The 26,837-nt window shown below is 41.1% G+C and carries 14 protein-coding genes; 3 read left to right on the top strand and 11 right to left on the bottom strand.

Annotation, left to right across the window (positions count from 1 at the left end):
* Positions 1-534: 534 nt before the first annotated feature.
* The 7 genes from ACYQ3L_RS01455 to ACYQ3L_RS01425 all read right to left on the bottom strand — a co-directional run bounded on the left by ACYQ3L_RS01455 (position 535) and on the right by ACYQ3L_RS01425 (position 14,599).
* Positions 535-2,859 carry a glycoside hydrolase family 3 N-terminal domain-containing protein gene (locus ACYQ3L_RS01455; RefSeq protein WP_379993814.1) on the bottom strand — a complete coding sequence of 775 codons (2,325 nt, stop codon included), beginning with the start codon at positions 2,857-2,859 and terminating at the stop codon, positions 535-537.
* Between the two features lie 363 nt (positions 2,860-3,222).
* Entirely contained in the window at positions 3,223-5,931 is a 2,709-nt protein-coding gene (locus ACYQ3L_RS01450) for a GH116 family glycosyl-hydrolase (protein ID WP_379993813.1), read from the bottom strand.
* Between the two features lie 235 nt (positions 5,932-6,166).
* Entirely contained in the window at positions 6,167-7,981 is a 1,815-nt protein-coding gene (locus ACYQ3L_RS01445; RefSeq protein ID WP_379993812.1) for a RagB/SusD family nutrient uptake outer membrane protein, read from the bottom strand.
* An 11-nt stretch (positions 7,982-7,992) separates the two neighbouring features.
* Positions 7,993-11,394, bottom strand: a complete 3,402-nt coding sequence (locus tag ACYQ3L_RS01440) for a TonB-dependent receptor (protein WP_379993811.1) — start codon at positions 11,392-11,394, stop codon at positions 7,993-7,995.
* Positions 11,395-11,637: 243 nt separating this feature from the next.
* On the bottom strand, positions 11,638-12,612 hold the full coding sequence (locus ACYQ3L_RS01435; protein ID WP_379993810.1) for a FecR family protein: 975 nt from the start codon (positions 12,610-12,612) through the stop codon (positions 11,638-11,640).
* 65 nt (positions 12,613-12,677) lie between these two features.
* Complete coding sequence (locus ACYQ3L_RS01430) at positions 12,678-13,226, bottom strand: RNA polymerase sigma factor (protein ID WP_379993809.1); 549 nt, start codon at positions 13,224-13,226, stop codon at positions 12,678-12,680.
* Between the two features lie 194 nt (positions 13,227-13,420).
* Entirely contained in the window at positions 13,421-14,599 is a 1,179-nt protein-coding gene (locus tag ACYQ3L_RS01425; RefSeq protein WP_459952253.1) for a tyrosine-type recombinase/integrase, read from the bottom strand.
* Between the two features lie 683 nt (positions 14,600-15,282).
* Between ACYQ3L_RS01425 and ACYQ3L_RS01420 the strand changes: the two genes are divergently transcribed.
* Positions 15,283-15,870 carry a bifunctional nuclease family protein gene (locus ACYQ3L_RS01420; protein WP_379998212.1) on the top strand — a complete coding sequence of 196 codons (588 nt, stop codon included), beginning with the start codon at positions 15,283-15,285 and terminating at the stop codon, positions 15,868-15,870.
* A 562-nt stretch (positions 15,871-16,432) separates the two neighbouring features.
* Here the strand turns inward: ACYQ3L_RS01420 and fsa are convergent.
* The 3 genes from fsa to ACYQ3L_RS01405 all read right to left on the bottom strand — a co-directional run bounded on the left by fsa (position 16,433) and on the right by ACYQ3L_RS01405 (position 20,430).
* Complete coding sequence (gene fsa / locus ACYQ3L_RS01415; protein WP_379998214.1) at positions 16,433-17,089, bottom strand: fructose-6-phosphate aldolase; 657 nt, start codon at positions 17,087-17,089, stop codon at positions 16,433-16,435.
* A gap of 139 nt (positions 17,090-17,228) precedes the next feature.
* Positions 17,229-18,995 carry a peptide MFS transporter gene (locus tag ACYQ3L_RS01410; protein WP_379998216.1) on the bottom strand — a complete coding sequence of 589 codons (1,767 nt, stop codon included), beginning with the start codon at positions 18,993-18,995 and terminating at the stop codon, positions 17,229-17,231.
* Between the two features lie 73 nt (positions 18,996-19,068).
* A complete protein-coding gene (locus tag ACYQ3L_RS01405) occupies positions 19,069-20,430 on the bottom strand; it encodes an MFS transporter (RefSeq protein WP_379998218.1) in 1,362 nt (453 codons plus the stop codon).
* A gap of 281 nt (positions 20,431-20,711) precedes the next feature.
* Here ACYQ3L_RS01405 and coaBC point away from each other — a divergent pair, with 281 nt between their 5' ends.
* A complete protein-coding gene (coaBC, locus tag ACYQ3L_RS01400) occupies positions 20,712-21,905 on the top strand; it encodes a bifunctional phosphopantothenoylcysteine decarboxylase/phosphopantothenate--cysteine ligase CoaBC (protein WP_379998220.1) in 1,194 nt (397 codons plus the stop codon).
* An 84-nt stretch (positions 21,906-21,989) separates the two neighbouring features.
* The gene (locus ACYQ3L_RS01395) at positions 21,990-25,907 is read left to right on the top strand and encodes an AsmA family protein (RefSeq protein WP_379998222.1); all 3,918 of its coding nucleotides are present in this window, start codon (positions 21,990-21,992) and stop codon (positions 25,905-25,907) included.
* Between the two features lie 2 nt (positions 25,908-25,909).
* On the opposite strand, the gene mnmL is transcribed toward ACYQ3L_RS01395, so the two are convergent.
* Positions 25,910-26,833 carry a tRNA modification radical SAM protein MnmL/YtqA gene (gene mnmL / locus ACYQ3L_RS01390; protein ID WP_379998224.1) on the bottom strand — a complete coding sequence of 308 codons (924 nt, stop codon included), beginning with the start codon at positions 26,831-26,833 and terminating at the stop codon, positions 25,910-25,912.
* Positions 26,834-26,837 lie beyond the last annotated feature (4 nt).

The raw sequence follows: 26,837 nt of genomic DNA, 5'->3' as shown, positions 1-26,837 counted from the left end.
GTGAGGCCGGTTTTGACAATATGACTTTCCATGTCTTCAATTTCTACCTCAAAGTGAAATTTTTTGTTGGTAACGTATTCGTTTTTACTTCCGATTCGGCGTGTATGGTTGTACTCTTTTTTGAAACATTTATTTCATGGGCATAAAATTCTTTATCTTACTATCGGGAACTGTGATATCCTCAACGTTGTACAACCATACGGTATTAATATTATCTCTTTTTCCGGTTCATCTTTCCATTGGCTTATTGAGAAGGGTAAAGAATCTGCCATTTCATTATACAATCCCTAGCTAGGAATAGCTTTGGCTTTAACTTTCAATTCTATAGGAGCATTTTCAAAATTCCACAAAAACTTACTTTTAATTTTTTCTTCATTAATAGTCACTCTGAATACTTCGTTTGCTATGTTTTTATCGAATTTAATAATTCCTATTGGTTATATAGTGCAGGGTAAAAGATTTACATTAATTTGTCCAGTGACTCAAACAGCATACTGGTATCAATGTATTTCCATAATAGTCCGCAAACCTGATTTAAGGCATAGAAACAAACTCTACAGTATCTTTACATTTGATATCTTCGGCTGATTTACCAAACATAAATTCAAATTCTCCGTGCTCAGTTACAAATTGCATTTGCGAGTTCCATAACCCCAGGTCTTTATATGACAGGTTGAAAGAAACCCGCTTACTCTCTCCCGGATTTAAATCTATTTTTTCAAACCGTTTGAGTGTTATCACAGGAGTGGTTACTGTACTTACCTTATCGTTTATATAAAACTGTACCACTTCTTTTCCTCTGCGTTTCCCTGTATTCGTTATATTTACAGAGACTTGGATATCTTCCTTACCGAACTTTTTCTTCGATACCTGCATATCCGAATATTCGAATGTTGTATATGACAGTCCGAATCCAAAAGGAAATAATGGGTCCGGAGAAGAGAAAACATAGTCCCGTCCGGGTTTTTCCGGTGTTCCGGGCTCTCTGTTTATACCCTTTGCGGATGGCTTGTAGTCATAAAATACGGGGATATGTCCCACTGACTGGGGGAAAGTGGCATTGAGCCTCCCTGAAGGATTTACATTACCAAAAAGGATGTCGGCTATAGCATTTCCACCCTGTTCTCCGGGATACCATCCTTCCAGTATTGCCGGAATGTTCTCCTTTTCCCATTTTATACTCCATGGCCTGCCATGTACAAGAACAAGTATTATAGGTTTGCCTGTTTCTTTCAGTGCTTGTAACAATTCACGTTGCACTCCGATTGGATTAATATCTGTCAGGTCATATCCTTCGCCGGTAGTAAAAGGGTCCTGAATTTCTCCTTCCCCCGGGCCTTTACCCCAACCTAATCCTGAAAGGATGACACTGGTTTCCCCAAGTACAGTAACAATAACATCGCTTTCTTGTGCAGCTTTTATCGCTTCCCGGAATCCGTCTTTGCTAAGGTCGGTAATTCCACAACCTTTAGCATAATTAATCTTTATCTTTTCACCTACAGTCTTCTTTATACCTTCCAATATGGTTACTCCCGATTTATTATCCCGCGTATAACTATAGTCTCCGTACTGGACCTGATCTGCATTCGGGCCTACAACAGCTATGCTTTTCAGAGTGGATTTATTCAGTGGTAAAAGATTATTTTCATTTTGGAGCAATATTACGGACTCTTCTGCAATCTGACGTGCTAAAGCTACATGTTCGGAGGTATGAACATTTTTCTGCACGTTTTTTATGTCAGCATAAGGTTTTTCAAACAATCCTGCTTTGAACTTAGCTGCCAATATGCGAGAGACAGCCATATCTATCAGTTTTTCTGACACTTTACCATCTTTGACCAATTGTACAAGATGAGGATATACATGCGGACGTGCTGCCTCCAGATCTACTCCCGCCTCTACAGCCCGCATTGCTGCCTCCGGCCTGTCCTTAGCTATATTATGGAAATTATACAGATGTGAAACGCTTCCATAATCTGAAAATACATATCCTTCAAATCCCCACTCGTCGCGTAATACTTTATTAAGCAGGAAATCATTTGCATGGGCAGGTACACCGTCTACTTCATTATAGGATGGCATTACCGAATATACATTTGCATCTTTTACTACCATTTCGAAAGGAGTGAAATGTAACGTCCTCAATTCTCTTTCGCCCATCGATGCCGGAGCCAGATTTATACCTGCCCACGGAACACTGTATCCTGCAAAATGCTTGGCTGTACACATAAGCTTTCCTACCGGAATACCGGTTCTTGTCTGTTCTGGTTTTCCTTGCATCCCTGTCACAAAAGCCGAACCCATCACACCAACGAGATAAGGATCTTCAGCATAGCATTCTTCATTTCTCCCGTATCGGGGATCTCTTATCAGGTCGAACAATGGAGAAAGAGCCTGATCTATTCCGGCAGACGAAGCTTCGATAGCAATAGTGGCAGCCATTTTTTCGATTAGTTGGGGATTCCATGTACTACCCTGGGCTATTGCCTGCGGATAAATTGTAGCTCCATAGGCAAGTACGCCATGCAGGCATTCTGCTATTTGAATCGGAGGAATTCCCAAACGCGTATTTTCCCTTGCATGTTTTTTTGCTTTGGCAGATAAGGTTGCTACATGTTCCAATTCTTCAAAAGGACTTTCGCAGATGCCATACACAGCCTGTGTTTTATCGAAATTGCCGATTCCCGTCATAGACATCTGTTCTACCTTCTCTTCGAGAGTCATGCATTGGAGTAAATCTTTTACCCGTTCTTCCACAGGTACCTTCGGGTCTTTGTATACCTGAGCCTGTACCTCCATTCCAAGAACGAAGACAATTACCATTCCAAACAATACGCTGAGTAAATCTTTTCTATTCATACAGATTTGTTATTTTTTATTGAAAATCTTTTTTCAGTTAGCAGCCAACAACTGTGGCAAACACATGAAGATAGGCAGGTGTAATCATTAACGAAATTCGTATTTATTGACTATATAGTGTTAAAATCTGACATATCTGACACCTTTTCGATATTTTTATGCTACCACTTTTTCTTCTAGGAACTCCGTGTAACTCCTTTTACTCTGTGGTGAAAAAGTCTCTCGCAAAGTCGCAAAAGGTAACACATGTAACACTATTTACACATTTTCTTATTGTTACTTTTTCCACTCTTATTTTTATGCTAACTGTTGGCTGTTGACTGAAATGAGTATAGATAATTATATAAAAATTTCATTATCCAATTACTTCACCGTTATAAAGTCTACCTGATCTGCCTGGGGTAAAATAGCCTTATCTGTATTAATACGGACAATCCTTTCCCAATACGGAGATAAATCTAAAACGTTACCCTCTTTGACGGAAAATTCCGGTATTTCTACAATCTGCCTGTTACCGGTGCTCTCTCCGTTGGGTTCCGATACTATTCTGGATAATGTCACATTATTATTGCCATATGTTTTGATAATTTCCAAAGACAGCTTTTTTGTTTTTGGTTCTATTGTCAATGTTGCCCAGAAAGTAGGGTAAAAGAGCGGTAAAACAACTTTATCTTTGCCATTTATTACCGGAGCCAGTCTCAGTTCCCTATCGGGAATATTCAATCCCGCTCCTGCCAGTACATCGGTCGAAAACCATGTAACGGGAGCTGTCATATAAGATAATTCCGCCGGATTCCATAAATTCTGACACCATGTCCACCCTTTACGCAAATGTACCAGTTGTATGTGTTTCATAATTTCTAATGCATCGGCACAATATCCGGCCTGAAACGCCGGATATCCGGTGTAACTTTCAAGGTAGAACGGCCAGCATTGCGAACCTCTGTTGTCTATTCCCTTATTTTGATTTATATCCCATACCTTATTCGCATAGTAGTCAGGTGTTTTTGATAATGATATTTTGAACTGGGATATGAGGGATGCTTTTACCATATCCATTGGAATAATATCTCCCCACCCACAATAACGACTAACAAACTGCCCTCCTAATTGTCCCGTAAACAAAATATTGTCGAGCCTGCCGGAACCATCTATCTCGCATCCGTAAGAAAAGAAACGGCCATTCCAAAGGACGCGCATCATGTCTTTCTGAGTGCGTATAAATTGCCCGTTATATTCTTTTTCCTTAATGATATCCCCAACAGCTTTTGATATTACTGCAGCAGCTTTTAATGTAGCAAGATAAATACCTGCACCATAACTGTACACAGGAGGATGGGTAAAGTCATCATAGGTAGTGGGACCTATGGGAATTTCAAGATTAGCAGGCATCAGGGATTTCAAGAAATCCATACCATCGTGTACACGCCCGGTATGTTGGCGGAGATATTTTATATCACCTGTTTGCTGATAGTCTTTAGCTAACTGAATAATCCAGCCGCCCGTATTATCTGTCATCCAGCTGTCTTCTGTAGGTACACGCCCACCGACAGTCCCCATGCCGATATAATAATGCCCTACAAAATGAGGTATATTTCCTTTCGACTGTTGAGCATCGGCAAAAATATCCATTTCGGAACGGTCGAGTTGTGTGAAAAACTTTTGATAGAAAGGATGCGATGATATACGCTGGTCCATAGTACCGGCCAGTCCTCCCATTCCGCCTTCGTTAACGGTCATGTCACCCTTCTTATTCAGAATCATATTGGTATAAATGACATACGCGCTATTTATTAACTTAAATTTATACCAATCCGGCATTGTGCTGTTCAGCACAGGTTGTTGCCATTCACTTGTTTTCTCCAGAAGATAACTTCTTTTCTGATAAGCATAATCAACCAGAGAGGTCAGATCATTGAAATAATTATGGAAATACCGCCCGTAATCGCTGCCGCCTACCCAGTAATATTCAGGCATATCATTTTTTCTGTCTATTTTTATCTCAGGGTAGTACCATGCCAAAATGAAGCGTAAGGTTTTCTTCTCTCCTTTCTTTATTTTTGTTTTCAATGCTATAGCGCTACCGCCATCCTGCTTATGCGGAGTACTTAGGAACGATATATCCCGATCCGCATTCCCGAACAGGCCATTATCTTTAAAGCCTTTCCATGCCTGAGCACCGCTTGCTATGTCATAAGCAGGTAATACAGACAGTTGCATATCATCTCTTTTTTCTGCCAAAAGGACAACTTCATTGACATAATTCTGAAAATTAGCACGGATTGGTTCTAAAGGTTTAGCCGCAAATTGGCGGATACCCGACAGCCTGCCGCAGTCCCATTTTTCGGTGAATGTCTGCTCCGGGGCACGATCGGGCCAGGCTTCTCCATTACACAGGCGGTCCCTGCCGTGGCTGAATATTTGTCCGTCCATACCTTCTATGCTTTCCGGCTCTTTTATACCTCTGCCGATGAAATCTTCCCATGAAAATGCAACTGCTACTTCGCCGTCTTTTTCCGACTGTAACTCTACATCGAAGAAAACGACAGGCAGGGAGGAATTCTTTACATCGTGTGGTATCAGGGACGAATAGGCATGTATTTTTATATCAATACCTTTCACCGAATTGCCGAAGTTCATTTCCGCCTGTGGAAACAATCCCTTATAGTAGATTTCCTGTACGGGTGAAATGCCATATTGCGGATTCGGGTCGTTTACTAACATATGGGCATCACTTTTCACTCCATCATTATACCATACCGAGAAAAAGGATGCTTTACTTTTCTTTATAGGTAAATGAATATTATTCATACCTATACGGGCAAAACGTCCGTCGGGGGCGAATTGTACATTGCCGGCTCCAATCCCGCCAAGAGGGACTCCACTATTGCCCGGATGATTTTTCAGATTGAGATAATCAAATTCGGTTTTTCCGCCGAGCATTCCCAGCGATGGCATAAATCTTTTATTGGCATTCCCTGCTCCGTAATTATCGGTTTGTGCCGACAGGGATACTACTGCCGCACATACCCAGATAAAACAAAACAAATGTTTTATTATAATATTCATCATCTATATTTTAATATTGAAAGGTCTCAGGCCTTCCTGTTTTTGGTAAGTGATATTAACAATCAGTTATTATTCTGAAGTATATCATTAATAATTATTATTACCTGATATATCTCCCCCGGGATTAGAATTCCTCACATCATTGACATTGGAGAAATCATTAATCCGGTCGACCAGCATAACCATTTTACCCCGGGGGTGATATGTTTTTGATCAGGGTCTAAACTTAAACAGTTTCTTAATATCCCGGATTCTGTATAATCTTGCTATTCGCTGTTCTTACAGAATACGGTATAGGGCATAAATACATCTTTTGCGTGAACACATGCGGATGGCTTGTCAGAGGGAGACGTTCGTACACCCATTTTCCCGAGTTGTCATCTTTCGTATTGTAAATTTTCATTCCGTGCAGCTCCTTGTTTAATATATCAAATGCAATTCTCCAACGTACAAGATCGTAAAAACGTTTATTCTCGAAGCACAGTTCCACACGCCTTTCCCTATGTATAACGTCACGCATTTTATCCTTATTAAGCGTTTTTCCTCCATATGAGGTTTCAAGTGTAGGTAATCCCCTTGTGGTACGTAATTCATTAATTACCTCGTATACTTCGTCCGGACCATACGCTTCATTTTGTGCTTCTGCGTAGTTCAACAATACTTCTGCGTAACGGAAAAATACATAATTGATGCCATAGCCCGAACCTGTAGGCTCCCAGTCAGGGTCCATACGTTTTTTGAAATAATAACCTGTGCGTGTAACATCGGATTGCCCGAGTTCTATCTGATTCTTAGACGGGTTTACCTTATCTATTCTGGTGTAAATAATATCTTCCGTTTCCATCCAGTTCATCTTGTACGGAGCACCATCGTATACAATGAAGTCATAAAAACGTTGCTCTCTGTCTTTGTAAGGATTTTCAGGATCATATCCTGAATTAGGGTCATTTATCGGCAGCCCGTTTGCCATGCAGAATTCATCGACAAGTTCCTGTGTAGGGCAGAAATTTCCCCATGTATAGTATTTCCCCAGTATATATGTCGGGCCACCTTTTTGTGCGAAGTCTGTACTCAGGCCGCTGATATTACGCTCCAACTGGCGATCCCAGATAACTTCCGGATTGTATTCAGTAGCTTCGCTCCAGAATTTACTCATATCCGGGAACAGTTCATAAGTTCCTTTATACAGAGTCATAAACTGCTTGTTGGTAGCAGCCGCTTTCTGCCAGCGTTTAATATCGTAATTGCCAAATCCGACCAGTTTCACTTGTTCCGGTGTAGCGCCCGTTCCTTCCGCAGCTACAGGTATTTCGGCATTGAAACCCGGACTTGCCGCATACAGGTCTACCCATCCTTTCAGGGCTAAGGCGGCTCCCAGTGTAGCCCTTCCGGCATTGGCATCCCCCTTGCTGTATTTCACATCGAGATGACCATTGGATACAATCTCTCCCAACTCGTCGCTTATGAAATTATAGGTCTCTTCGAATGAGTTTCTTTTGCGATATAATTGCTCTTCTGTCATAGTATTGCGGTCAAGTGTTTCGGTAAGTATGATCAAACCGCCTAAATGTTGCCACAGACCGGCATAGAAATATGCCCTAAGAAAACGTACCTCGTCGACACGCTTATTTATCCACCCCTGAGAGAAGTTTCCTTTGTGAGACTCTACCTGCTCAAGGAATTCATTGCACTTACGGATACGTTCATATACAGATTTCCAGTTCATAAAGTCGTTGGCTGTTCCATCTTGTTGCATCGGATAACCGTTGCGAACCTCAGGCGTGGCTATACCTTGCTTCCATTGCCATGAAGCCCAGTACGGCCCACCATTATTATCATCGGTAAAACTATCGAGAGGGTCCGGAGTGCTTGGTTTATTCAGCGTACTGTATATACCATTGAGGTATACATCTGCATTTTTTTCACTTGCCCATTGAGTCGGTTCTGTCAATGTATTCCGTGATTCCGTATCGAGGAAATCGCTGCAGGAATACATGAGTACTGACAGAGATATTACAATGAAATATGATATATAATAGCGTATATTATTCATAATATTGGTTTTTAAAATGTTATATTTAAACCGATTGTATATGTCTTCTGCAAAGGATATCCCTCTTCCCTGGACTGGTAATTGGCTTCCGGGTCAATGAAATCGAGATTGCTGAATGTAAGCAGATTGGTGCCGGATGCATATACACGCAGCGCGTTTATACCTACCTTGCGGGTCAGTAGCTGAGGTAACGTATAGCCTATAACGATGTTTTTCAGGCGCAGATAATTCGTATTGCGCATCCAGAAAGAACTTGAGTAAGGTCCGAATCCGTTATCATATTCCGAATTAGTCGTATTGTTTTTATACGGGGCTTGTGTAATCCTCGGATATTTTGCATCCTGACGTTCGGGAGTCCAGTAATTGTCGAAATATTCATAAGATACGTTTGTATTGTTCAAACGGAAAGGTAAGGTCTGATATCCCTGTATATTCATACTCGCTTGAGCCGCACCCTGAAAGAACAGGCTTACATCGAGCCCTTTCCAATCGGCAGCAAGGGTAAATCCGTATGTAATACGCGGATAAGGCGCATAACCTACAACTGTTTCGTCCCAGGCATCAATTTTTCCGTCAGGCGCACCGTCAGGACCACTGATGTCTTTGTATCTGACATCGCCGGGATGTAATTCTGCTCCGAACTGGCTTACATTATAGCCGTCGGCAGCATCGATGATTCCATCTCCGTTCTTGTCATCAGCCGTCGAGAACAGACCATCCGCGATATATCCGAAAGGCGTGTTCCTCGGCCGGCCGGTACGACGTCTGTAAGGGCTGTTGTACTTATCGAGTGATTCGTATGTCTGATCCATTCTATTCTTAGCATAACTGAAGTTTCCATCCAGATGCAGGTTCAAACCGTTAGACAGTGAGTAGTTTCCTCCCAGCTGGAATTCAAAACCGCGGTTAGTCATTACTCCTGCGTTTTCCTGTGCAAGACCCAGGCCATATTCTACAGGTACATTTATATTAGGAGACAGTAACATACCCGACCGTTTCTGATGGAACACATTGGCTTCGAATGTTAACATTCCTTTGAAGAGGGAGGCATCGATACCGATATTCGTATTTTTCGCTTTTTCCCATGTGATGTCGGGGTTCGCTTCTTTGCCCATTCTGGAGCCCTGTACTATTTTGTTGCCAAACATGTAGGAGTTGCCAAACAGTTCGTATGCAGATAAATATTCAAACGCATTTCCTGCCAGGTTTCCGGATTCTCCCCACGATGCTCTTAATTTGAGGCTATGCAGCCAGTCTGACTTATCTTTCAGGAAACTTTCTTCCGATATTCTCCAACCGGCAGAGAATGCAGGGAAAAATGCCCATCGTTTACCCGGAGCAAAATAAGAATGCCCATCGTATCTACCTGAAGCTTCAAGCATATATTTTCCGTCATAGGCGTATGTCATACGGTAAACGAGTCCGGCTTGTGTGACATGCGAACTTGAGCCTCCGTTATCAAAATCCATTTTATCGGAGCTACCCATATCCAGTTCGTCTATGTCGACCTGATAACCTTTTCGGTAAGCACTTATCCATTTATATTTTGTATCTCTGGCTTCTAATACGGCAAGTGCAGTTATATCGTGTTTGCCGAATGTACGTGCATAATTCAAGTGTGCCTGAGCCGATATCTTTTCATTGCGGTTGTCTGAGTGCCCCAGTGATGTCATTTCTTCTCCGTTTACTGTTTTTGTATATGTATACGGATTGGTATTTGTATCGATCAGGTAATAGTAATTCGGCTTACTCCAGTTCTTGTAATATTCAAAATTGGGGTCGTAGCTGAATACACCTTTTGCACTCAGTCCTTTTATAAAAGGTAGTTCTTGTTCAAGCGACATGGACAGTAATAAGGTGTTATTATTTATTTTGTTATATGAACCGCTTTTCAGTTCGCCGATAGGACTACTACCTCCTGATTCTCCCCAAAGGCCATTGCTATAGTACAGGCTGCGTATAGGCATATACATGACGGGCATAGGCGCAGGATCTGAATTTCTTTTCTCTACCGACCCATTGAAGGAAAGGGATACTTTGGTATATTGTAAGGCCTGGATATCGAACTTTCCGTTTATGCTGTATCGTTTGTAGTAAATGTTGTCATACATCCCCTGTTGGTCAAAGTATCCTAAGCCTACATAATAACGTGTCTGGGCATTACCTCCATTCAACTGTAAATTATAGCTTTGGATAGGTGTATATAAATTAACCATTTCATCATAGAAATTGCTGTCCGGATATCTGTCCGGATCCTCAGCATGTAATTTCCCGTAATTGCTTATCATATCCCGGTTGAAAGGCAGTGCTCCCCCTTCCGGTATTTTGCCTTTATTATCGTTGAGGTAGGCTTCGTTCCGCAAGGTCATATAATCTGCCGCATTCAACATTTTTGGGCGCACGGTAGGAGTCTGCCATCCGTAATAAGCGTCGAGTGTAAGCGTCGGCTTGCCTTCCTTTCCGCTTTTGGTAGTGATGAGTATTACCCCGTTTGCACCTCCTAATCCATATGGAGCAATGGCAGTCGCATCTTTCAAAACACTGACAGATTCTATGTCATTCATATTTATCTGATTCATATTATCGCGAATCACTCCATCAATAACTATCAGCGGATTTATATTCCCTGTACTGCCTATACCACGGATGTAGATTGTAGGATTGTCTTCTCCTGGTTTTCCGCTGCCTGGGCGCATACTTACACCGGATATACGTCCGGCCATTGTATTTGAAATATTAGCTGCCGTCGACTTATTCAATTCATCACCTTTGATGTTCGCAATAGCTCCGGTCATGGTTGCTTTTTTCTGCACGCCATAGGCTACGACAACCACTTCCTGCAAATCCTGGGTTATTTCTTTGAGTACAATATTGAGATTGATTGCCCGGGTAACTGTTATTTCCTGTTTTATGAAACCAAGGAAAGATATGCTCAAAATATCACCCGGGTCAACATCCAGGGAAAACTTTCCTTCGATATCTGTAATTGTACCGATTGTCTGGCCCTTAACAGATACAGATACTCCGGTCAATGGTTCTCCTTTTTCATCGGTAACCTGTCCGGTTACTTTAATTTTATTATTAACAACAGCATTGTTATCGGATGCAGGCTTTGTTACTCTGGATATAGTAATGTGCCTGTTATCTATAGTATAGACCAGATTTGTATTCTTAAGTGCCTGCCCAAGAATTTCATTTATGTTCCCTCCTTTAACATTTACTTTTGCCTTAATTCCTGCCACATCACTGTCTTTGTAGTTGAAAAGGAATTCACTTTTCCGTTCTATGTCTTTAAATATCTCTGTTAGTGAGACTTCTTCTGTAGCGAGTGAAATTTTTGTTGATTGAGCATAAGTATTGATTGCTTGCATTTGGAAAACACATACGAATAAAAGAAATGATGTGATTCTCATAATACGCAGTATTTTTATTAATTCTTCTTTGGCAGAAGTTTTACTGATACATATATTTTTCATATATTTGTAAATAAATTGGTTACAAACTCACGGCGTCTATTTGCGGTAGTGTCATGAGTTAAGACTAATTTTAAATAATGATGTAAAACCGGCTGCTCCTCCAAGATTGGCCGGTTTTCTTTTTCTTTCGGGATTATTCCATAGGCAGATTATTTTATAGTATTAGATAGATTTTATTAGTTATTTGCTAATGACATAGTCGTTGTCATTCGTTTTTTTCCATTTGAACTGTATGTTGTTTTTCATGATATCAAGTATTTGCTCTATGTTGAGATTGGCATCGAATGCCCCTGTCATTTTCTCATTGCGGAGCTGTTCACTATTTATTTCTATTGATATATTATAATGCTTCTCTAATATTTTTGTTACCTCACTAAAAGATAAAGACTTGTACCTTATAAGATTTTCTCTCCAGGCTATGACCGTTTCCATATCGGCATTATTTACATTTATCTTGCTGTTAGCTTTGGTATATACCAGTTCCTGGTTAGGATTCAGAAGGATATTCTGGTTTGGAGATTCGAAACGTATCGAGCCTTCCAGTAATACTGCCGATGTAAACGTTTCTTCGGGCCTGTTCCTTACATTGAAAGTTGTGCCGAGTACTTTTATCTTTGTCCCGTTCAGATCTACTATAAACGGCTTACCGGTATCTTTTGTAACTTCAAAAAATGCTTCACCTTCAAGGCTGACATATCTGTCATTCTCTCCGAAGGAATTATTATATGTCAATGTACTGTTCTTATTTAGTAGTATACCTGTGCCGTCCGGTAAACTGATCTGTGACACAGCATTGCCGGAAATATATGAGTAGTTGTGTATAACCTGAGCTTCCCTTAAAAAACCGAGATAGATAAACATCCCTATAAATACGGCCGCTACAGCTACCGCTGCATATCTGAGACTAATTTTCCCCGGGGAATGCCCGGGTTCTGTATCTTTTATTTTCAAAGATAAATCATCATAGACTTTGTTATAATCGACATCGCATACCGAAGAAACATCAGCACTCCAATATTCTTTTATTTGCATGAATATTTTCTCATTCTCCTGATCTTCTCTCAACCAGTCGGAGATCAAAAGAATGTCATTCGTAGAGGCTTCTCCCGTCAGATAGTTTATTACAAGTTGTTCTATTTCGTTATTCTGCCACATAAAAATATCTTATATATATTAAGTAACAGAAATAATGAAATACCCCTAATCAGGTACCGAATTTTTTATCTCAGATTAAGTTCCTTCAATTTTTCCCTGATTTTTTTGATTGCCGATGTAAGATGTATTTCCAGCGTCTTTACGGATATACCAAGATGCTCAGCTGCATCCTTATATTTCATTTTATCTTCTTTTACCAACTTAAAGGCCAGTTTACATTTGGCTGGGAGTTCTTCTATCGCAGAGTTTAATTCTTCTATAATTTCCCGTGAAATGTATTCTTCTTCAGCAGTCGTCTTCGTAAAGCTAAACAAGTCTATAGGTACGTCATCGAGGTTTATAGTCGTTATTTTTTGTTCACGGATGTAGTTTAGTGACTTATATTTTGCTATCGAGTAAATGTAAGAATTGAAATTTGTTACTTGCGGTAATAACTTCCTCTTTTCCCATATTGTAAAGAATACATCGGATAAAATCTCTTCTGTCACTTCTTTCGAATTGATATATATCAAAATATACCTTGAAATCTTTTCCCGGTAAGCAAGGTAGATTAGCTTCAAGGCACCCTCAGAATCATTATCAGCGAGATCTTCCAGCAGGGATTTTATATTCATTCTTATAGTAATAGTCGGTTAGACAAGGTTACACGCAAGGCTTGTTATAAATAACTCACTTCCTATTCAGATGTAGCATGCGCAAAACATTGGGAACATCTTTCTTCTGCAAATATAGAATTTTTATTAAGATGATAAATAAGGTTCTTTATTTATAATGCTTTCTGAAATTAATGAGGTGAAAGCCCTGTTCCCTAATCCGTCAGCCCGTCCAGCTTACTGACTGCTTCCCGCTTGTTCTTATCTATCACTTTGGCATATATCTGTGTCGTCTTCATATCGGCATGTCCCAATAGCTTGCTCACTGTCTCGATAGGAACGCCCAGGGACAGCAAAAGGGTAGCGTTTGTGTGCCTGGCGACATGGAAGGTCACGCGCTTCTTTATCCCTGCCGCCAGTACCCAGCTTTTAAGCGCCTGGTTTGTAAAGCCGCTGGAGGATAACGGGTAGATGATATCTTCCCCCATAGCGGCTCCCCTCTCCGGCAGGAATTTCAAGGCTTCGTCCGATACCTGTAAATATTCTTTTTTCTTTGTCTTCTGCTGGGTAAAGCAGATCTGCTTCCTGCCTTCATGGTCGGTCTGGATATCGTCCCATCTGAGGGCCTTGACATCCGAGAAGCGCAACCCGCTGAAACAACTGAACAGGAAGGCTGACTTTACCAGTGGTTTGATGCATTCGGTCTTTACCAGCGCCCTGATTTCTTCCAGGCCTAAGTATTCCCTGTCGCTTTCCGGACGTTTGGGACGCTCGAAGCGGGTCAGCTTCTTCATCGGGTTATCGGGAATGATACCATCCTGTACCGCACAGTTCAATACAATGGATAAGGCACGGCTGTAACCGTAACGGCTGCCTTTGGATAACAGGCTGCCTTTAGCGTTTGCCGCAATGCCCCGGCGGCTGGAGAGGTTCTCCGCTGTCAGCAGGTATTCACTGAAGCCGCAGCAATACTCCCTGGTAACTGACCTGAAGGTTAGCCCGTCACCCTTATAAAGGATCAGGTGCTTTATCAGGCTCCGGTAGGTATCGCATACCGCTGTCTTGCCCTCCGCTTCTTTGCGTTCCGTCAATGCCTGTAAATATTTGATGAAATTCGCCTTTTGTTTCAGTCCCATATTGACAAAGCCGTTTTCCTTACTGGACAACTCATCTATTCGCTGTGCTTTGATACGGACGGCCTTGTCGAGCATTCGGCGGTTCAGCTCTTTGTCTTCGGGTGTCCTTTCAGGGACAAGGTAAAGTTTGGGGAACTCGTACAAGCGTTTGCCGTTCCTGTAGATATCGAAGTAAATGGATTGGCTGCCGCCGGAGAGTTGTTTGAAGCGGATCTTTACCGGCTCCTTTGCTTTGGGTTGTTTCCTGCTGTTTGTCATAAGGATCAATATTAAATTAAAAATTAAACCGGGGGCAAGATACAAACAAGGAACGACATGGCAAAGGAAAATAAGGATTAATTACCTTTTGATATATATGTTTTTAAATAACTAATAATTAGATATTATATAAATACAAGAAACATAATAATTTACGAAAAACAAATAAAGTAACAATTATAAAAAGTCATAAGTAACAAACAGGTAACAAATAATGGATAAAAAACGATTATGTAAATGAAAAATAAAAATCTGTTTTTACTCTTATTAACTAATTTAAACATCTGTATATAAGTATATTTATTTTCATTAATATCCCTTTTATTTTCGTTTGCTTTCTTGGCGAATTTTGGTGATAACTTTTAAGGTAACAAAGGTTACACTTTTCATTACTTTTTCTAATCAATCTTTAAATTCTTAAATATTAAATTTTTAAATCCTTCCAAATCTGTCAAAGAACCATCAGCTAATAGCTAACGGCTAAAAGCTATATATAGATAAACTTTCCGCCAAAATATACAATTTCGTTTAAATTAAGGACGGAGGTACTGTCGTTCATTGGGAAGACAGAAAAACAGGATATGCCGGACAGTGGCAATAGTTTAAAATGTTTTAAAACAAGAGTGATTCTCTCGACTATATAAAATAAATAAGTATTTTTGATCCCATATTATATCTACAACATGGATGACAGAGTAAAATTATCAGTACTGGGTTTTTCGTTCAACCAGACACAATCAGGGGCATACGGATTGGTTCTGGCGGAAGAAGACGGTGTACGCCGGCTGATGATTGTGGTTGGAACTCCCGAGGCTCAGTCCATAGCATTCAAGCTGCAAGGCTCTTATCCTCCAAGACCCCTTACACATGATTTATTCCGTTCGCTTTTACATCAGTTCGGTATTATCCTGCGTGAAGTGGAAATATATAAATATGAGAACGGGGTTTTCTTTTCCCGCATGATATTAAGCCAGGGTGATAAAAACATTCAGATAGAATCCAGGACTTCCGATGCCGTGGGAATTGCATTAAGGACGAAGTCGCCTATATATACATCGGAAGCCATTATGCAGGAACAGGCAATAGTCTTCGATAAAAATTCTATTCAGGACGCAGCTAGTCCGGAAAACGAAAGAGACCATCTGGCTTTGGATTATTCGCTTCTTAATCTCGATGAGCTGGAGACGCTGCTCAAAGATGCAATCGAAGGCGAGGATTACGAATTGGCCTCTTTGCTGAGGGACGAATTGAAAAGGAAAGGTAAAAAATAGCATAATATTCATTTACTGCACGGAAAAACTACACGGTAAAAACATCTTTTAAGCTTTATAAACAGTACTTTACGCAACGAATCCACGTTTGTTCAGTCTTCTTATTATGAGACAATAAGAAGTAACATTCCTTTTTAGTTTAGCCGTCTCTTCTGTTAACGGGCCGGCCTTTGAAGCGGGGCGCTAAAGCGTTTTCGGTTCCTTTTGCGGCTTTGGGCAAAAGTAACACAAACAATCTTTGATTGCGCGTAGCAGAAAACAATCCAATATTAAACTTGGCATAAATAACAGATACATCTTATAACATTGGCTTTCGCGGTAAACATTATCTCATCGGTCACAAGATTAATGGTGGGTACTGTGGAATATTTGGGAATCTATGGGGCCGGGATTTCCAGGTCGTACAAGCGGATGTTTCCGGTCGCGCAAAACGCCAAGTCAATCTTCAGACCGCTATGTTTAAACACTATGAGAAAGGGTATCAGTAGATTGATACCCTTTTTTTTATCGGGCTCCCTGACATAAACAAGTCTGTTCCCGATCCGTATTATTTATATATCCTTTATCCGTTCACTTTCTTATAATCGGCCAGGAAAGTCGCCAGCCCGCTATCGGTAAGCGGATGCTTCAGCAACCCTTTAATAGCCGCCAGCGGACAGGTAGCGACATCCGATCCTGCTTCAATGCATTGTATAATATGTTGTGTACTGCGGATCGAAGCTGCCAGAACCTGAGTCTTCATATTGTATGTAGAATACATATCCACGATCTTGCTTACAAGCTCGATACCGTCGCTGGAGATATCATCGAGACGGCCAACGAACGGGGAAACATAAGTGGCTCCTGCTTTTGCGGCCAGCAGAGCTTGTCCCACGGAAAAAACGAGAGTACAATTAGTACGGATACCTTTTTTGCTGAAATATTTTATAGCTTTGATTCCCTCCTCTATACAAGGTACTTTTACCACAATGTTTTTGTGAAGGGCAGCAAGTTCCTCTCCTTCTTTTATCATACCGGTATAATCCGTCGCTATTACCTCAGCGCTGACATCACCGTCAACGATATTACAGATTTCCACATAATGTTTCCGCTGGTTTTCTACACCTTTTATCCCTTCTTTTGCCATCAGGGAAGGATTTGTCGTTACCCCGTCCAGTACTCCGAGATCGTTGGCTTCACGGATCTGGTCTAAATTGGCTGTGTCGATAAAAAACTTCATAATGTATTATTTTTTAATGGGTTATTATCTGTCCCTCTAAGTTCCGAATATATTTTAATAAAAACAATTCTAAAGAACAGATTGTTTTTTTAGAAATAACACCGAGTATCGATTCACATCGATATTTAAAAATCTGGTATCATTTTATCCCATGCATCATTTTCATTAAGCGCCTTGACAGGAAGAACAGAATGACTGACGCCGCCCCCGCCATAAATACAAAGAGCATGAAGAAATCATAAAGGTTGGATATCCTGTATCCCATAAATACTTTCGGATTCTCCAGCTGTTGCTTTTCCAATGAATTTTGTATTTCAGCCTTCAAGGTTCTATCCTCCACTTTGTAGAACATTATCCGGTCGAAAGGAATGACTTTTGTTCCGTCTTTTTCGCTGATATCCTTCTCAAATTCTTCGGGTAATAAAGTTAAGGTATTTTCTTTTTCCACCAATTGTACTGCTGCCAGTTCGATAAGCGGCTCGGGGTAATAACTGCTCAAGGTTCCCGAAAATTTATTGGCAGCCGATGTACTCATATACCAGATAGCCATCAGCAGAGAGGCAAACCGTATTGGAGCAAGCTTATTTACCATCGACAATCCTATCGGGGATAAGCAGAGCTCACCGAATGTATGTATGGTGTAAAGGCTTATCAGCCAGAGCATGCTCACTTTTATACCCGGCGCAAGGCCTTTCACGCCAAAGGCTATAATCAGGTAACCGATTGCCAGCAGAAACAAACCTATCGATTGTTTATAAGGGGAGGCAGGCTCTTTTCCTTTTTTGCTCAGCTTTGTCCAGATGGCAACAAAGACAGGTGCGAAAATGATAATGGCGACAGCATTTACCGACTGGAAATACGATGTCGGTATAGTCCAGTCAAACAGCCCCACATGCCTGTCGGTTTGTTCTTCTGCAAAATAGGTTAACGATGCCCCGGCCTGCTCGAATGCCGACCAGAAGAATATCACGAAAAAAGCGATAATATAAATTACCCAGATACGCGACCTCTCTATTTTGGTCAGTGACGGGTCCGATATTACATATCCCGGCGCCGCAATAGCGAGAGAGAATATAATAGACCCGATGATATCGGTCTTCAGCACCGTATAAAGCAAAATGAATAAACCAATCCAGACTGTACCCCATATGACGGCCAGTTTGGCCGTTGACTTACCCTTTGCGGCTGTCGGAGTGTCCCCGGCAGGTTTCTTCTCAGTATCCATCCGCCGCGTGTCGTGGCTATTGGGAATGACACCTATCGCATCCCCCCCGGGGGTTCGCAGGTATTTATCTTTTAAGAAGATAAAAACAACAACACCGAGCAACATGCCGATACAGGCGGCAAGGAATCCCCACTTAAAATCGGCCGGATGTCCTGTGTCTCCCAAGACACCACAAACAATGGGGGCAAAGAACGATCCGGTATTCACTCCCATATAGAAGATCGTATAGGCTGAGTCTTTCCGTTTATCGTCGGGCTTGTACAATTGTCCCACCATGGTAGAAATATTAGGCTTGAAGAAGCCATTGCCGAATATAAGGAATCCCAACCCCGAAAACATCAGCGTGGTAGCCAATTCCACGTTCTCGAAATAGCAGCCGGAAAGAAACATAAGGAATTGTCCTATTGCCATGAGCAATGCGCCCGCAATGATGGAGCGGCGGTTTCCCCAATAGCGATCGGCGATGTATCCGCCAATCAGCGGAGTGAGGTACACAAGGCCTGTATAGCTGCCGTATATCTGCGCGCCGTAGGCCTTGTCGAAAAGCAGCGCCTTTGTCATATACAGTACAAAGAGAGCCCTCATTCCATAATAGCTGAACCGTTCCCACATCTCGGTGGCGAAGATCAGGTATAGTCCTTTTGGGTGTCCTTTTTGAGTTATTTCTGTTTCGGGAGTCATTTATATAAAGTTATTCTATTCAAAACCGGTAAAATAAAAAATCCGGTTGTTTTGAGGAACCGGACTTTTTGCTTTATTTCTTTATGTTTGGTAATTCCAGCCCGTAGCCTTTTTTCTTGTCTTCGCGTTTCAGCAGGAAAGCGACTATGAGGGCGAGTATTCCGAAGCAGGTGAAGATAATCATGGGGAGAGTGTAGTCATAAATAGGGCTGCCATCGGGATTTGTTCCTAAAGTACAATATTTATTCAGGATTGTACCAATAAGCAACGGAACCATACTTAATCCGATATTCTGCACCCAGAAAATAAGGGCATATGCAGACCCCAGTTTATTTTCAGGGATAATTTTCGGTACAGACGGCCACATCGCCGAAGGCACAAGCGAAAATGCGATTCCCAGAAGTACCATTAAAATTGTAGCAAACCACCAGACATTCAGTAGTGGTAATGAGAACAGGAAGTGGATACCTATCAGCATGGCAGCTCCTATTACCATAATTGTCGCTCCCTTTCCTTTTTTATCATAAACCCCGCCAAAGAACGGAGTTAGAAGGATTGTTCCAAATGGAAGTATTGCCGGGATATTCCCGGCCAGTTCAGGATCTAATCCATACTTATTTATCATCAGGGAGGTTGCATATTTAAGGAACGGGAATACGGCTGAATAGAAAAGAACGCATAAAAGGGCGATTAACCAGAATCCTTTATTTGATATGATCGAGCCTATGTCTTTAATACGGAAAGGCTCTTCCGCTTCTTTATCCATATCTGCAACAGATGCGTCCAGACGCCTGTCCATCACACAAAAAACAAGATAAGCGATAAGTCCGATACAAAGAAGCACTACTCCAAACAGTACAGGAGCTGATATATGTTGAAAGTGTTTCGCTAATGGAATTGCAGCAGATAGTGCCAGTGCTGTGCCTATACGGGCAACAGCTACCTGAAGTCCCATTGCCAGCGCTATTTCATGGCCTTTGAACCAACGCACGATTACTTTTGTAACTGTTATTCCGGCTGTTTCTACCCCTACTCCGAAAATGGCAAATCCGATAGCGGCAACCATCACCTGGGATTTGAATCCAAACATTGTCCCTTCAAAAGAACCCAGTCCGGATACGGCATAATATTTAAGGCTACATCCTATGATCATCAAAATGCATGCGCCTAATCCGGTAAACCGCACGCCCATTTTATCAAGGATAATGCCGCTGATAATAAGCATAAACAGAAATACATTGAACCATCCGTATGCACTGGTAAAGAAACCATAGTCACCGGCATCCCACCCTAATTCCTTTGCTAACATATCTTGCAACGGAGCCATTACATCAGTAATAAAATATCCGCAGAACATGGTAAATGCAACAACGCACAGCACAGTCCACCGGGCTGCCTTCGAGTCGCTTAGTTTTTGTCTCAGTATTTCGGTCATTTTTTGCTTGATTAAGTGATTGTTTTAAATTTTTGCTAGGCAAAAGTATGTAAAAGAATTAGAAAAGTATAGTTTGATGCTCTAAAACATAGATATTTGATACGTTAAATAGATGAAAGGTAATTTTTGATACAATATTATTTAATTATAACCGGCTATTTTGTTGAAGATACAATAGTAATAAACAGGTCTGCGACCCTAAGATTTAAATAAATTTTATATCCATTTGAATACTCATATTCCTATTAACCGTATCTTTGCTTTTAAAATGTATCGGAAATATGACACTGAAAGATAAACATATCGTATTAGGTATTACAGGGAGCATCGCGGCATACAAAGCAGCATCGCTGGCCCGCCTTTTGATTAAGGCCGGCGCGGAGGTGCAGATCGTAATTACCCCGTCCGGGAAAGAGTTTATTACTCCCGTCACATTGTCGGCGCTTACAGGAAAACCTGTTGTCAGTGAATTTTTTACCGCTAACGACGGCACCTGGCACAGCCATGTCGATCTTGGCCAATGGGCTGACCTCATGCTTATTGCTCCTGCAACAGCCTCCACCCTGGGTAAAATGGCGAATGGAGTAGCAGACAATATGCTGATTACTACATATATGTCGATGAAAGCGCCTGTGGTGATCGCGCCCGCTATGGATTTGGATATGTTTGCCCATCCCGCAACAACCCGGAACCTCGAAATACTGCGCTCGTATGGAAATATCATTATCGAACCGGCTTCTGGGGAACTCGCGAGCCACCTGACAGGCAAGGGAAGAATGGAAGAACCTGAAAAAATTCTGGCTACTGTTGAGGATTTCTTCACGAAGCAGGAAGTTCTTTCAAAAAAAAAAATACTGATAACAGCAGGACCGACTTATGAACGGATAGACCCGGTTCGATTTATCGGCAACTACTCATCGGGAAAGATGGGTTTTGCCCTTGCCGAAGAATGCGCCGTCCGGGGAGCTGAGGTTACCTTAATTGCAGGTCCTGTATCGTTGACGATAAATCACCCTAACATTACACGTATAGATGTAGAATCTGCGGAAGAAATGTATAATGCTTCCGTAAAGGCTTTTCCTGCAATGGATGTGGCTATATTATGCGCGGCTGTTGCTGATTTCCGGCCCGAAGAGCAGTATGCGGAAAAAGTAAAGAGGAACGGTGATATACTTAATATATCACTTGTACCGAACAAAGATATCGCGGCATCACTGGGTAAAATGAAAAAGGCAAACCAGCTTCTTGTCGGGTTTGCTTTGGAGACGAATGACGAGGAAAACAATGCCCTGAAAAAGATTGTGAAGAAAAACCTCGATTTCATCGTACTTAACTCTTTAAATGACGCAGGGGCAGGATTCAAATACGATACAAACAAAATAGCAATACTTAACCGCAATGGCGAACGTAAAGACTTTGGACTGAAATCCAAGAAAGACGTCGCGTCCGATATTATAGACGAAACCTTTCTCTAAACACTTTCTCCGGCTGACAACCGGAAAACAAATCCTCCCTGTATTTGTTGATAATAAGATAACTAAACAAAACGACATTGTTTAATGACTAAAAAAGGGAAGAAGAGACTAAGGATCATACTTATCACACTTGCATTATTCATTGCAGGCGGATTTGGCCTTAACTGGTATCTGACCTATCAGTTGGAAGACAGTCTGAGACAAAAATTCAGGGAAGAAGTCTCGAAAGCTACAAATGGCTTCTACAGCTTTTCATACAATAATCTTTCTGTCGGGTTCTTTAGCGGGGAACTTATAATTAATGGGGTTGAACTGATACCCGACTCAGCTGTTTTCGAAAAATGGAAAAACGGGGACAGTCTCCCCGACCTCTATTACAAAGTAAAAATAGATAAGATTCACTTCAAAGGCATAAACCTTACATGGCGCAGGAATTATAAAAATCTGGATTTTAGCCTGTTCGAGCTTAAATCCCCTGATATAAAGGTCTTTCAGCCTCAATTACATTCTTTTCTGAAATCATCGTTGGATGGGCAGCAAAACAGAGAGCGGGAAACTTTATACCAGATGATCTCGACATATATAGATGTTCTCACCGTGAAACAAATAAATCTGGGGAATGCCAATATTTATTATATAGTTGAAGACTCCATTTCCCCGGTTCAATATGCACTTAGCGATGCAAATTTCAACGCTTACGGATTCAGACTGGATAAGGATTCGTATTCATCGGGGAAATTACTTTATTGTGATAACTTTGAATTTACAGCAGACAAACCTCAGCAATTATTATACAGCAACCAGCTTATCCTGAATACAAGGAACATTAAGCTGAGCACGATCGACGAACTGGTACGGATAGAAGGCGTGCACCTGCATCCGACCGATGACTTCTGGGCGGGCAGGACGGAGAAAACGGGTGCTTATCTGGATGCGACCATCAAATCGGTGTTTATTAAAGGAGTCAAATTTAAGAGAGAAAATGCTTTGAGTTATCTGAATGCCGATTCTTTCGATATTTCTTCCACCGATATCCAATATTATAGTGTGAAAGACAAATCTGTTGCCCGGAATGGAGATTCTTTGAAGCAAAATAATGCGGATAATGATCAAACATGGTCTTTATACAGTATTACATCTCCCATCCTCCAAAGCATATCCATTGGGAAAATAGGTATTGAAAAAACCAAGTTCCACTATACGTTTACTCAAGACGGCAGGTCTGACGAATATTCTTTAGAGCAATTTGATTTCCACGCAAAGAATTTCGTCATCGATTCCTTATCTGAAAAGCTCAAAAGATTCTGGTATGTCGATAATTTTGCCATGGAGGCAACCAATATAAAGGGACTGATTGCCAGCAATAATTCAAATCTCAATATAGCAACCCTAACGCTCAACACAGAAAGTAAACACTTCAATATCTCTGATATAAGAGTTAATCCGATATCAACCGTAAATGCGCGAAAAGATTATTTTTCGGGTACTATAAAATCAATCCGGATCGACGGGCTTAATTACGACACCGGCGTTTCGGCAGAGCAACTCAAAATAGAATCGCCCGATATCAGGTATTTCAAAGTAAAAAAGAAGAATAAACCGGATTCATCGAAAAAAGACGAAATAGAAATAGCCGATGATGCCCTGGATATATTCAATCCCTATGCAGACTATTTATCTGTAAAAAACATAAATCTGGCTAATGCGAATATTATTATACATGATTTAGGTACCAAAGATAATTTCCGTTTGCAGAAACTTAATTTCTATGCGGTAAAATTCCTGATCGATGAAGAAACCCGAAAGACAGAAAAATACTTATTCACCTGCGACGATATCGGGCTTTCATTTAAAGATTTCGACAACTTTCTGCCGGGAAAGAATTACAGATTACAGATAAAGGATGCAAATATTTCGACGCTCACAGGATTATTACTCTTGCGTGATGTGAAGCTGATCCCCCAGGAAAATATATGGGATAAAGCCCCGGCAACTTATTACGATATCGATATCCCGCTGATAAGAGTGAAAGGGTTTGACAACGACAGCTATCTGAATAAGGAAAGAGCAAAGATAAAATCCCTTGAAGTTGATTCTCCCCGGATACAAATCACTAAAACTGCCAATTCACCGGTAGATAAGGATGATAAAACTTCTTCCGGCAATGCAATCTCTGTTATCAAAAGTCTTGTAGCAGATGATATAGATATAAAGAACGTGCAGGTATCCTATATTGACCGGGTATCTCGCGACAGCCTGCAAACAACATTACAGGCTTTACAGCTGCATTCGTTACAATGGGATTTAAACAGGAATTTCAGAATAGATAAGTTTATTCTGGAATCTCCCGAAGTAGATTATATTGCGAAACATATAAACCCTCACTCGGAAAACAAGCACCAAGCGGAAGGTAATCCCCGGGATATAGATGAATTACTAAAGATATTTGGAAAAAAAGTAACTATCGGAACATTCGCCCTCTCCAACGGTAAATTTAATATTCAAAAACCGGATATAAGCTTCGGCGCAGAATTTGAGGATTTTGATTTATCCGGTATTGATTGGGATCGCCTGACAGGGAAATCTTTTTTGGATATGGTCTCTGTCAATATAACAAAACCAACCCTGGATATAAGGAAGAGAAATTCCGGCGATACTATTCCGAGGCAGAAGAAAGATTCTTCGGGTACCGGCCTGTATTCTTCATTGCATCCATATATAAACAAACTATCAATTAAAAAATTCAATCTGGCCGACGCACATATAAACTATGAGCATTCCCTTGATGAAAAACAACAGGACCGTCAAACAGTAAATACGACGAATTTTGGCATGACCGGATTTTTCATTGACACCGATGCCCGGAAGATAGACATGGAAGATATCCGCTTTAATACTAAAGACCTGCATTTCCCTATTATGAATGGCTTTTATACAATTGATATAGGAGAGATAGATGTAAACAAGAAAAATGCAAGCCTGGCTCTTTCGGGTATAAAAATGACATCTGTTTATCCCAAAATGGATTTTGCCTATAAGCATCCGACACACATGGATTGGTTCGATGTCACCACAGGGAATATCAGCCTTTCGGGCATCGATTTCCAACGCTATTTCTCAGATAATATACTGAATGCTAATCGACTTGTAGTAAAAGATGTTATGCTTCAGAATTTGAAAAATAAAAAGATATATACACCGCCTAAGCTCCAACCCCTTATCTATACTAAATTGTATGATCTTTCGTTCTGGATAGCTATAGACACGACCGATGTTTCTAATTTCTCTGTTATATATGAAGAATTGCCTAAGAATGGAACAGTGCCGGGGCAAATTTCATTCATGGGTATGAATGCCCGTATAGACGGACTTACCAACATAGCCTCACATCCTCAGCAATACATGCATCTCGATGCAAACGGCAATCTTATGGGGACGGGTTATTTTACTGCAAAATGGGATATGTCTGTCAGCCCCGATTATGACTGTTTTGTTTTGGATGCACATTTGCATCGTTTCGATTTACGCGACCTGAACCGGATTATAACCCCATTGGCTAAAGCGGAAATAAAGAGCGGCATGCTCAAAGATCTGACTTTTAGGACAGAAGCCTCAAGTATGAATGCGTCTGTAGGGATGAAATTCCTCTATAATGATTTGAGCATAAATATACTGAAAGGCGATGATCCGGAGTCTTCAAATAAATTTGTCACTAACGTTGCGAATGCATTTATACGGTCAAACAATCCGAACAAAGAGAATTCAAGACCGCGTGAACCCTACCTCTATATAGAAAGGGACCCCTATCATTCGACATTCAATTATTTTTGGCAAATACTACAGCCTGCCGTTGTGGAATCTGTCGGAGTATCACAGAAGAAACAGAATTTTGCGAAGAAAGTTACCGGTTTCTTCTCCAAAGTGAAAAACTTCTTCACAGGTAAAAAAGATAATAAGCCTTCTACATCACAGGAGGATGTAAGGCCGAAAGTGCTTAAGTAAGGTTATTTATAGAAAAGCCGTCCCTGCCATGTCTCCCTTTCTGCAAACCTCTTTAATACTTTAGCGGTGAATTCGAAATTTTTCAAGCCCCAATCGGGAGCGATAAGGAGCTGCTTAGGAGACTGTGAAATAAAACGCTCGATAATAAAATCAGGATTTAACCTTTCCGAAAAATCAATGATTAAGTCGATATAATCATCTGCATCGAACAGGTTGAACCATTCGGGGTGCTCACGATATTGCTTTGCCATAACCGTGCCTTTTATCAATTGTAACTGATGCAACTTTAAGGTTGTCAGAGGTAACTTCGATACCTCGCCGGCATGTGCCAATACCTGCTCTCTGCTTTCATTGGGCAATCCCAGAATCAGATGAGCACCCGTATAAATACCTTTCGCGGCTGTTTTATGGATAGCGTCCACACTTTCGGCATGCGTATGCCCGCGGTTGATAAATTCGAGAGTAGAATCGAGTGTCGACTCCAATCCATATTCTATTATAAGGAATGTTCGCTTATTCAGTTCTGCGAAATAATCGAGTAATTCGTCAGGCATACAATCGGGGCGGGTGCCTATTATCAGCCCCACGACGCCGGGATATGAAAGGGCTTCCTCATATAACGAAATCAGCTTATCAATACTGTCATATGTATTTGTGTAAGACTGAAAATAAGCGAGGTATTTCATTTCAGGATACTTGTAGGAGAAGAAAGCAATGCCATCCCTCAACTGGTCGCTTACGCTACGCTGTTTTCCTCCATATCCGGGACTAAAGCTCTGGTTGTTGCAATAGGTGCATCCCCCCACTGCTTTCGACCCATCACGATTCGGGCATGTAAACCCTGCATTTATCGAGATTTTTTGAACTTTATAGGGAAAATGTTTGGACAGAAGGGTTCCAAATTCTTTATAATATCTGTTATCCATTAGT

The organism is Dysgonomonas termitidis (assembly GCF_054657735.1).
Note: the sequence above shows the minus strand (reverse complement) of the source record. Positions and strands in the feature narration are given on the sequence as shown.

What these genes read in the sequence shown, in the direction of transcription:
- fsa (WP_379998214.1), bottom strand. Translation starts at nt 17,089, where the DNA reads ATGAAGTTTTTTATCGACACAGCCAATTTAGACCAGATCCGTGAAGCC.
- mnmL (WP_379998224.1), bottom strand. Translation starts at nt 26,833, where the DNA reads ATGGATAACAGATATTATAAAGAATTTGGAACCCTTCTGTCCAAACAT.
- ACYQ3L_RS01410 (WP_379998216.1), bottom strand. Translation starts at nt 18,995, where the DNA reads ATGACTCCCGAAACAGAAATAACTCAAAAAGGACACCCAAAAGGACTA.
- ACYQ3L_RS01430 (WP_379993809.1), bottom strand. Translation starts at nt 13,226, where the DNA reads ATGAATATAAAATCCCTGCTGGAAGATCTCGCTGATAATGATTCTGAG.
- ACYQ3L_RS01455 (WP_379993814.1), bottom strand. Translation starts at nt 2,859, where the DNA reads ATGAATAGAAAAGATTTACTCAGCGTATTGTTTGGAATGGTAATTGTC.
- coaBC (WP_379998220.1), top strand. Translation starts at nt 20,712, where the DNA reads ATGACACTGAAAGATAAACATATCGTATTAGGTATTACAGGGAGCATC.
- ACYQ3L_RS01420 (WP_379998212.1), top strand. Translation starts at nt 15,283, where the DNA reads ATGGATGACAGAGTAAAATTATCAGTACTGGGTTTTTCGTTCAACCAG.
- ACYQ3L_RS01395 (WP_379998222.1), top strand. Translation starts at nt 21,990, where the DNA reads ATGACTAAAAAAGGGAAGAAGAGACTAAGGATCATACTTATCACACTT.
- ACYQ3L_RS01440 (WP_379993811.1), bottom strand. Translation starts at nt 11,394, where the DNA reads ATGAGAATCACATCATTTCTTTTATTCGTATGTGTTTTCCAAATGCAA.
- ACYQ3L_RS01450 (WP_379993813.1), bottom strand. Translation starts at nt 5,931, where the DNA reads ATGATGAATATTATAATAAAACATTTGTTTTGTTTTATCTGGGTATGT.
- ACYQ3L_RS01405 (WP_379998218.1), bottom strand. Translation starts at nt 20,430, where the DNA reads ATGACCGAAATACTGAGACAAAAACTAAGCGACTCGAAGGCAGCCCGG.
- ACYQ3L_RS01445 (WP_379993812.1), bottom strand. Translation starts at nt 7,981, where the DNA reads ATGAATAATATACGCTATTATATATCATATTTCATTGTAATATCTCTG.
- ACYQ3L_RS01435 (WP_379993810.1), bottom strand. Translation starts at nt 12,612, where the DNA reads ATGTGGCAGAATAACGAAATAGAACAACTTGTAATAAACTATCTGACG.
- ACYQ3L_RS01425 (WP_459952253.1), bottom strand. Translation starts at nt 14,599, where the DNA reads ATGACAAACAGCAGGAAACAACCCAAAGCAAAGGAGCCGGTAAAGATC.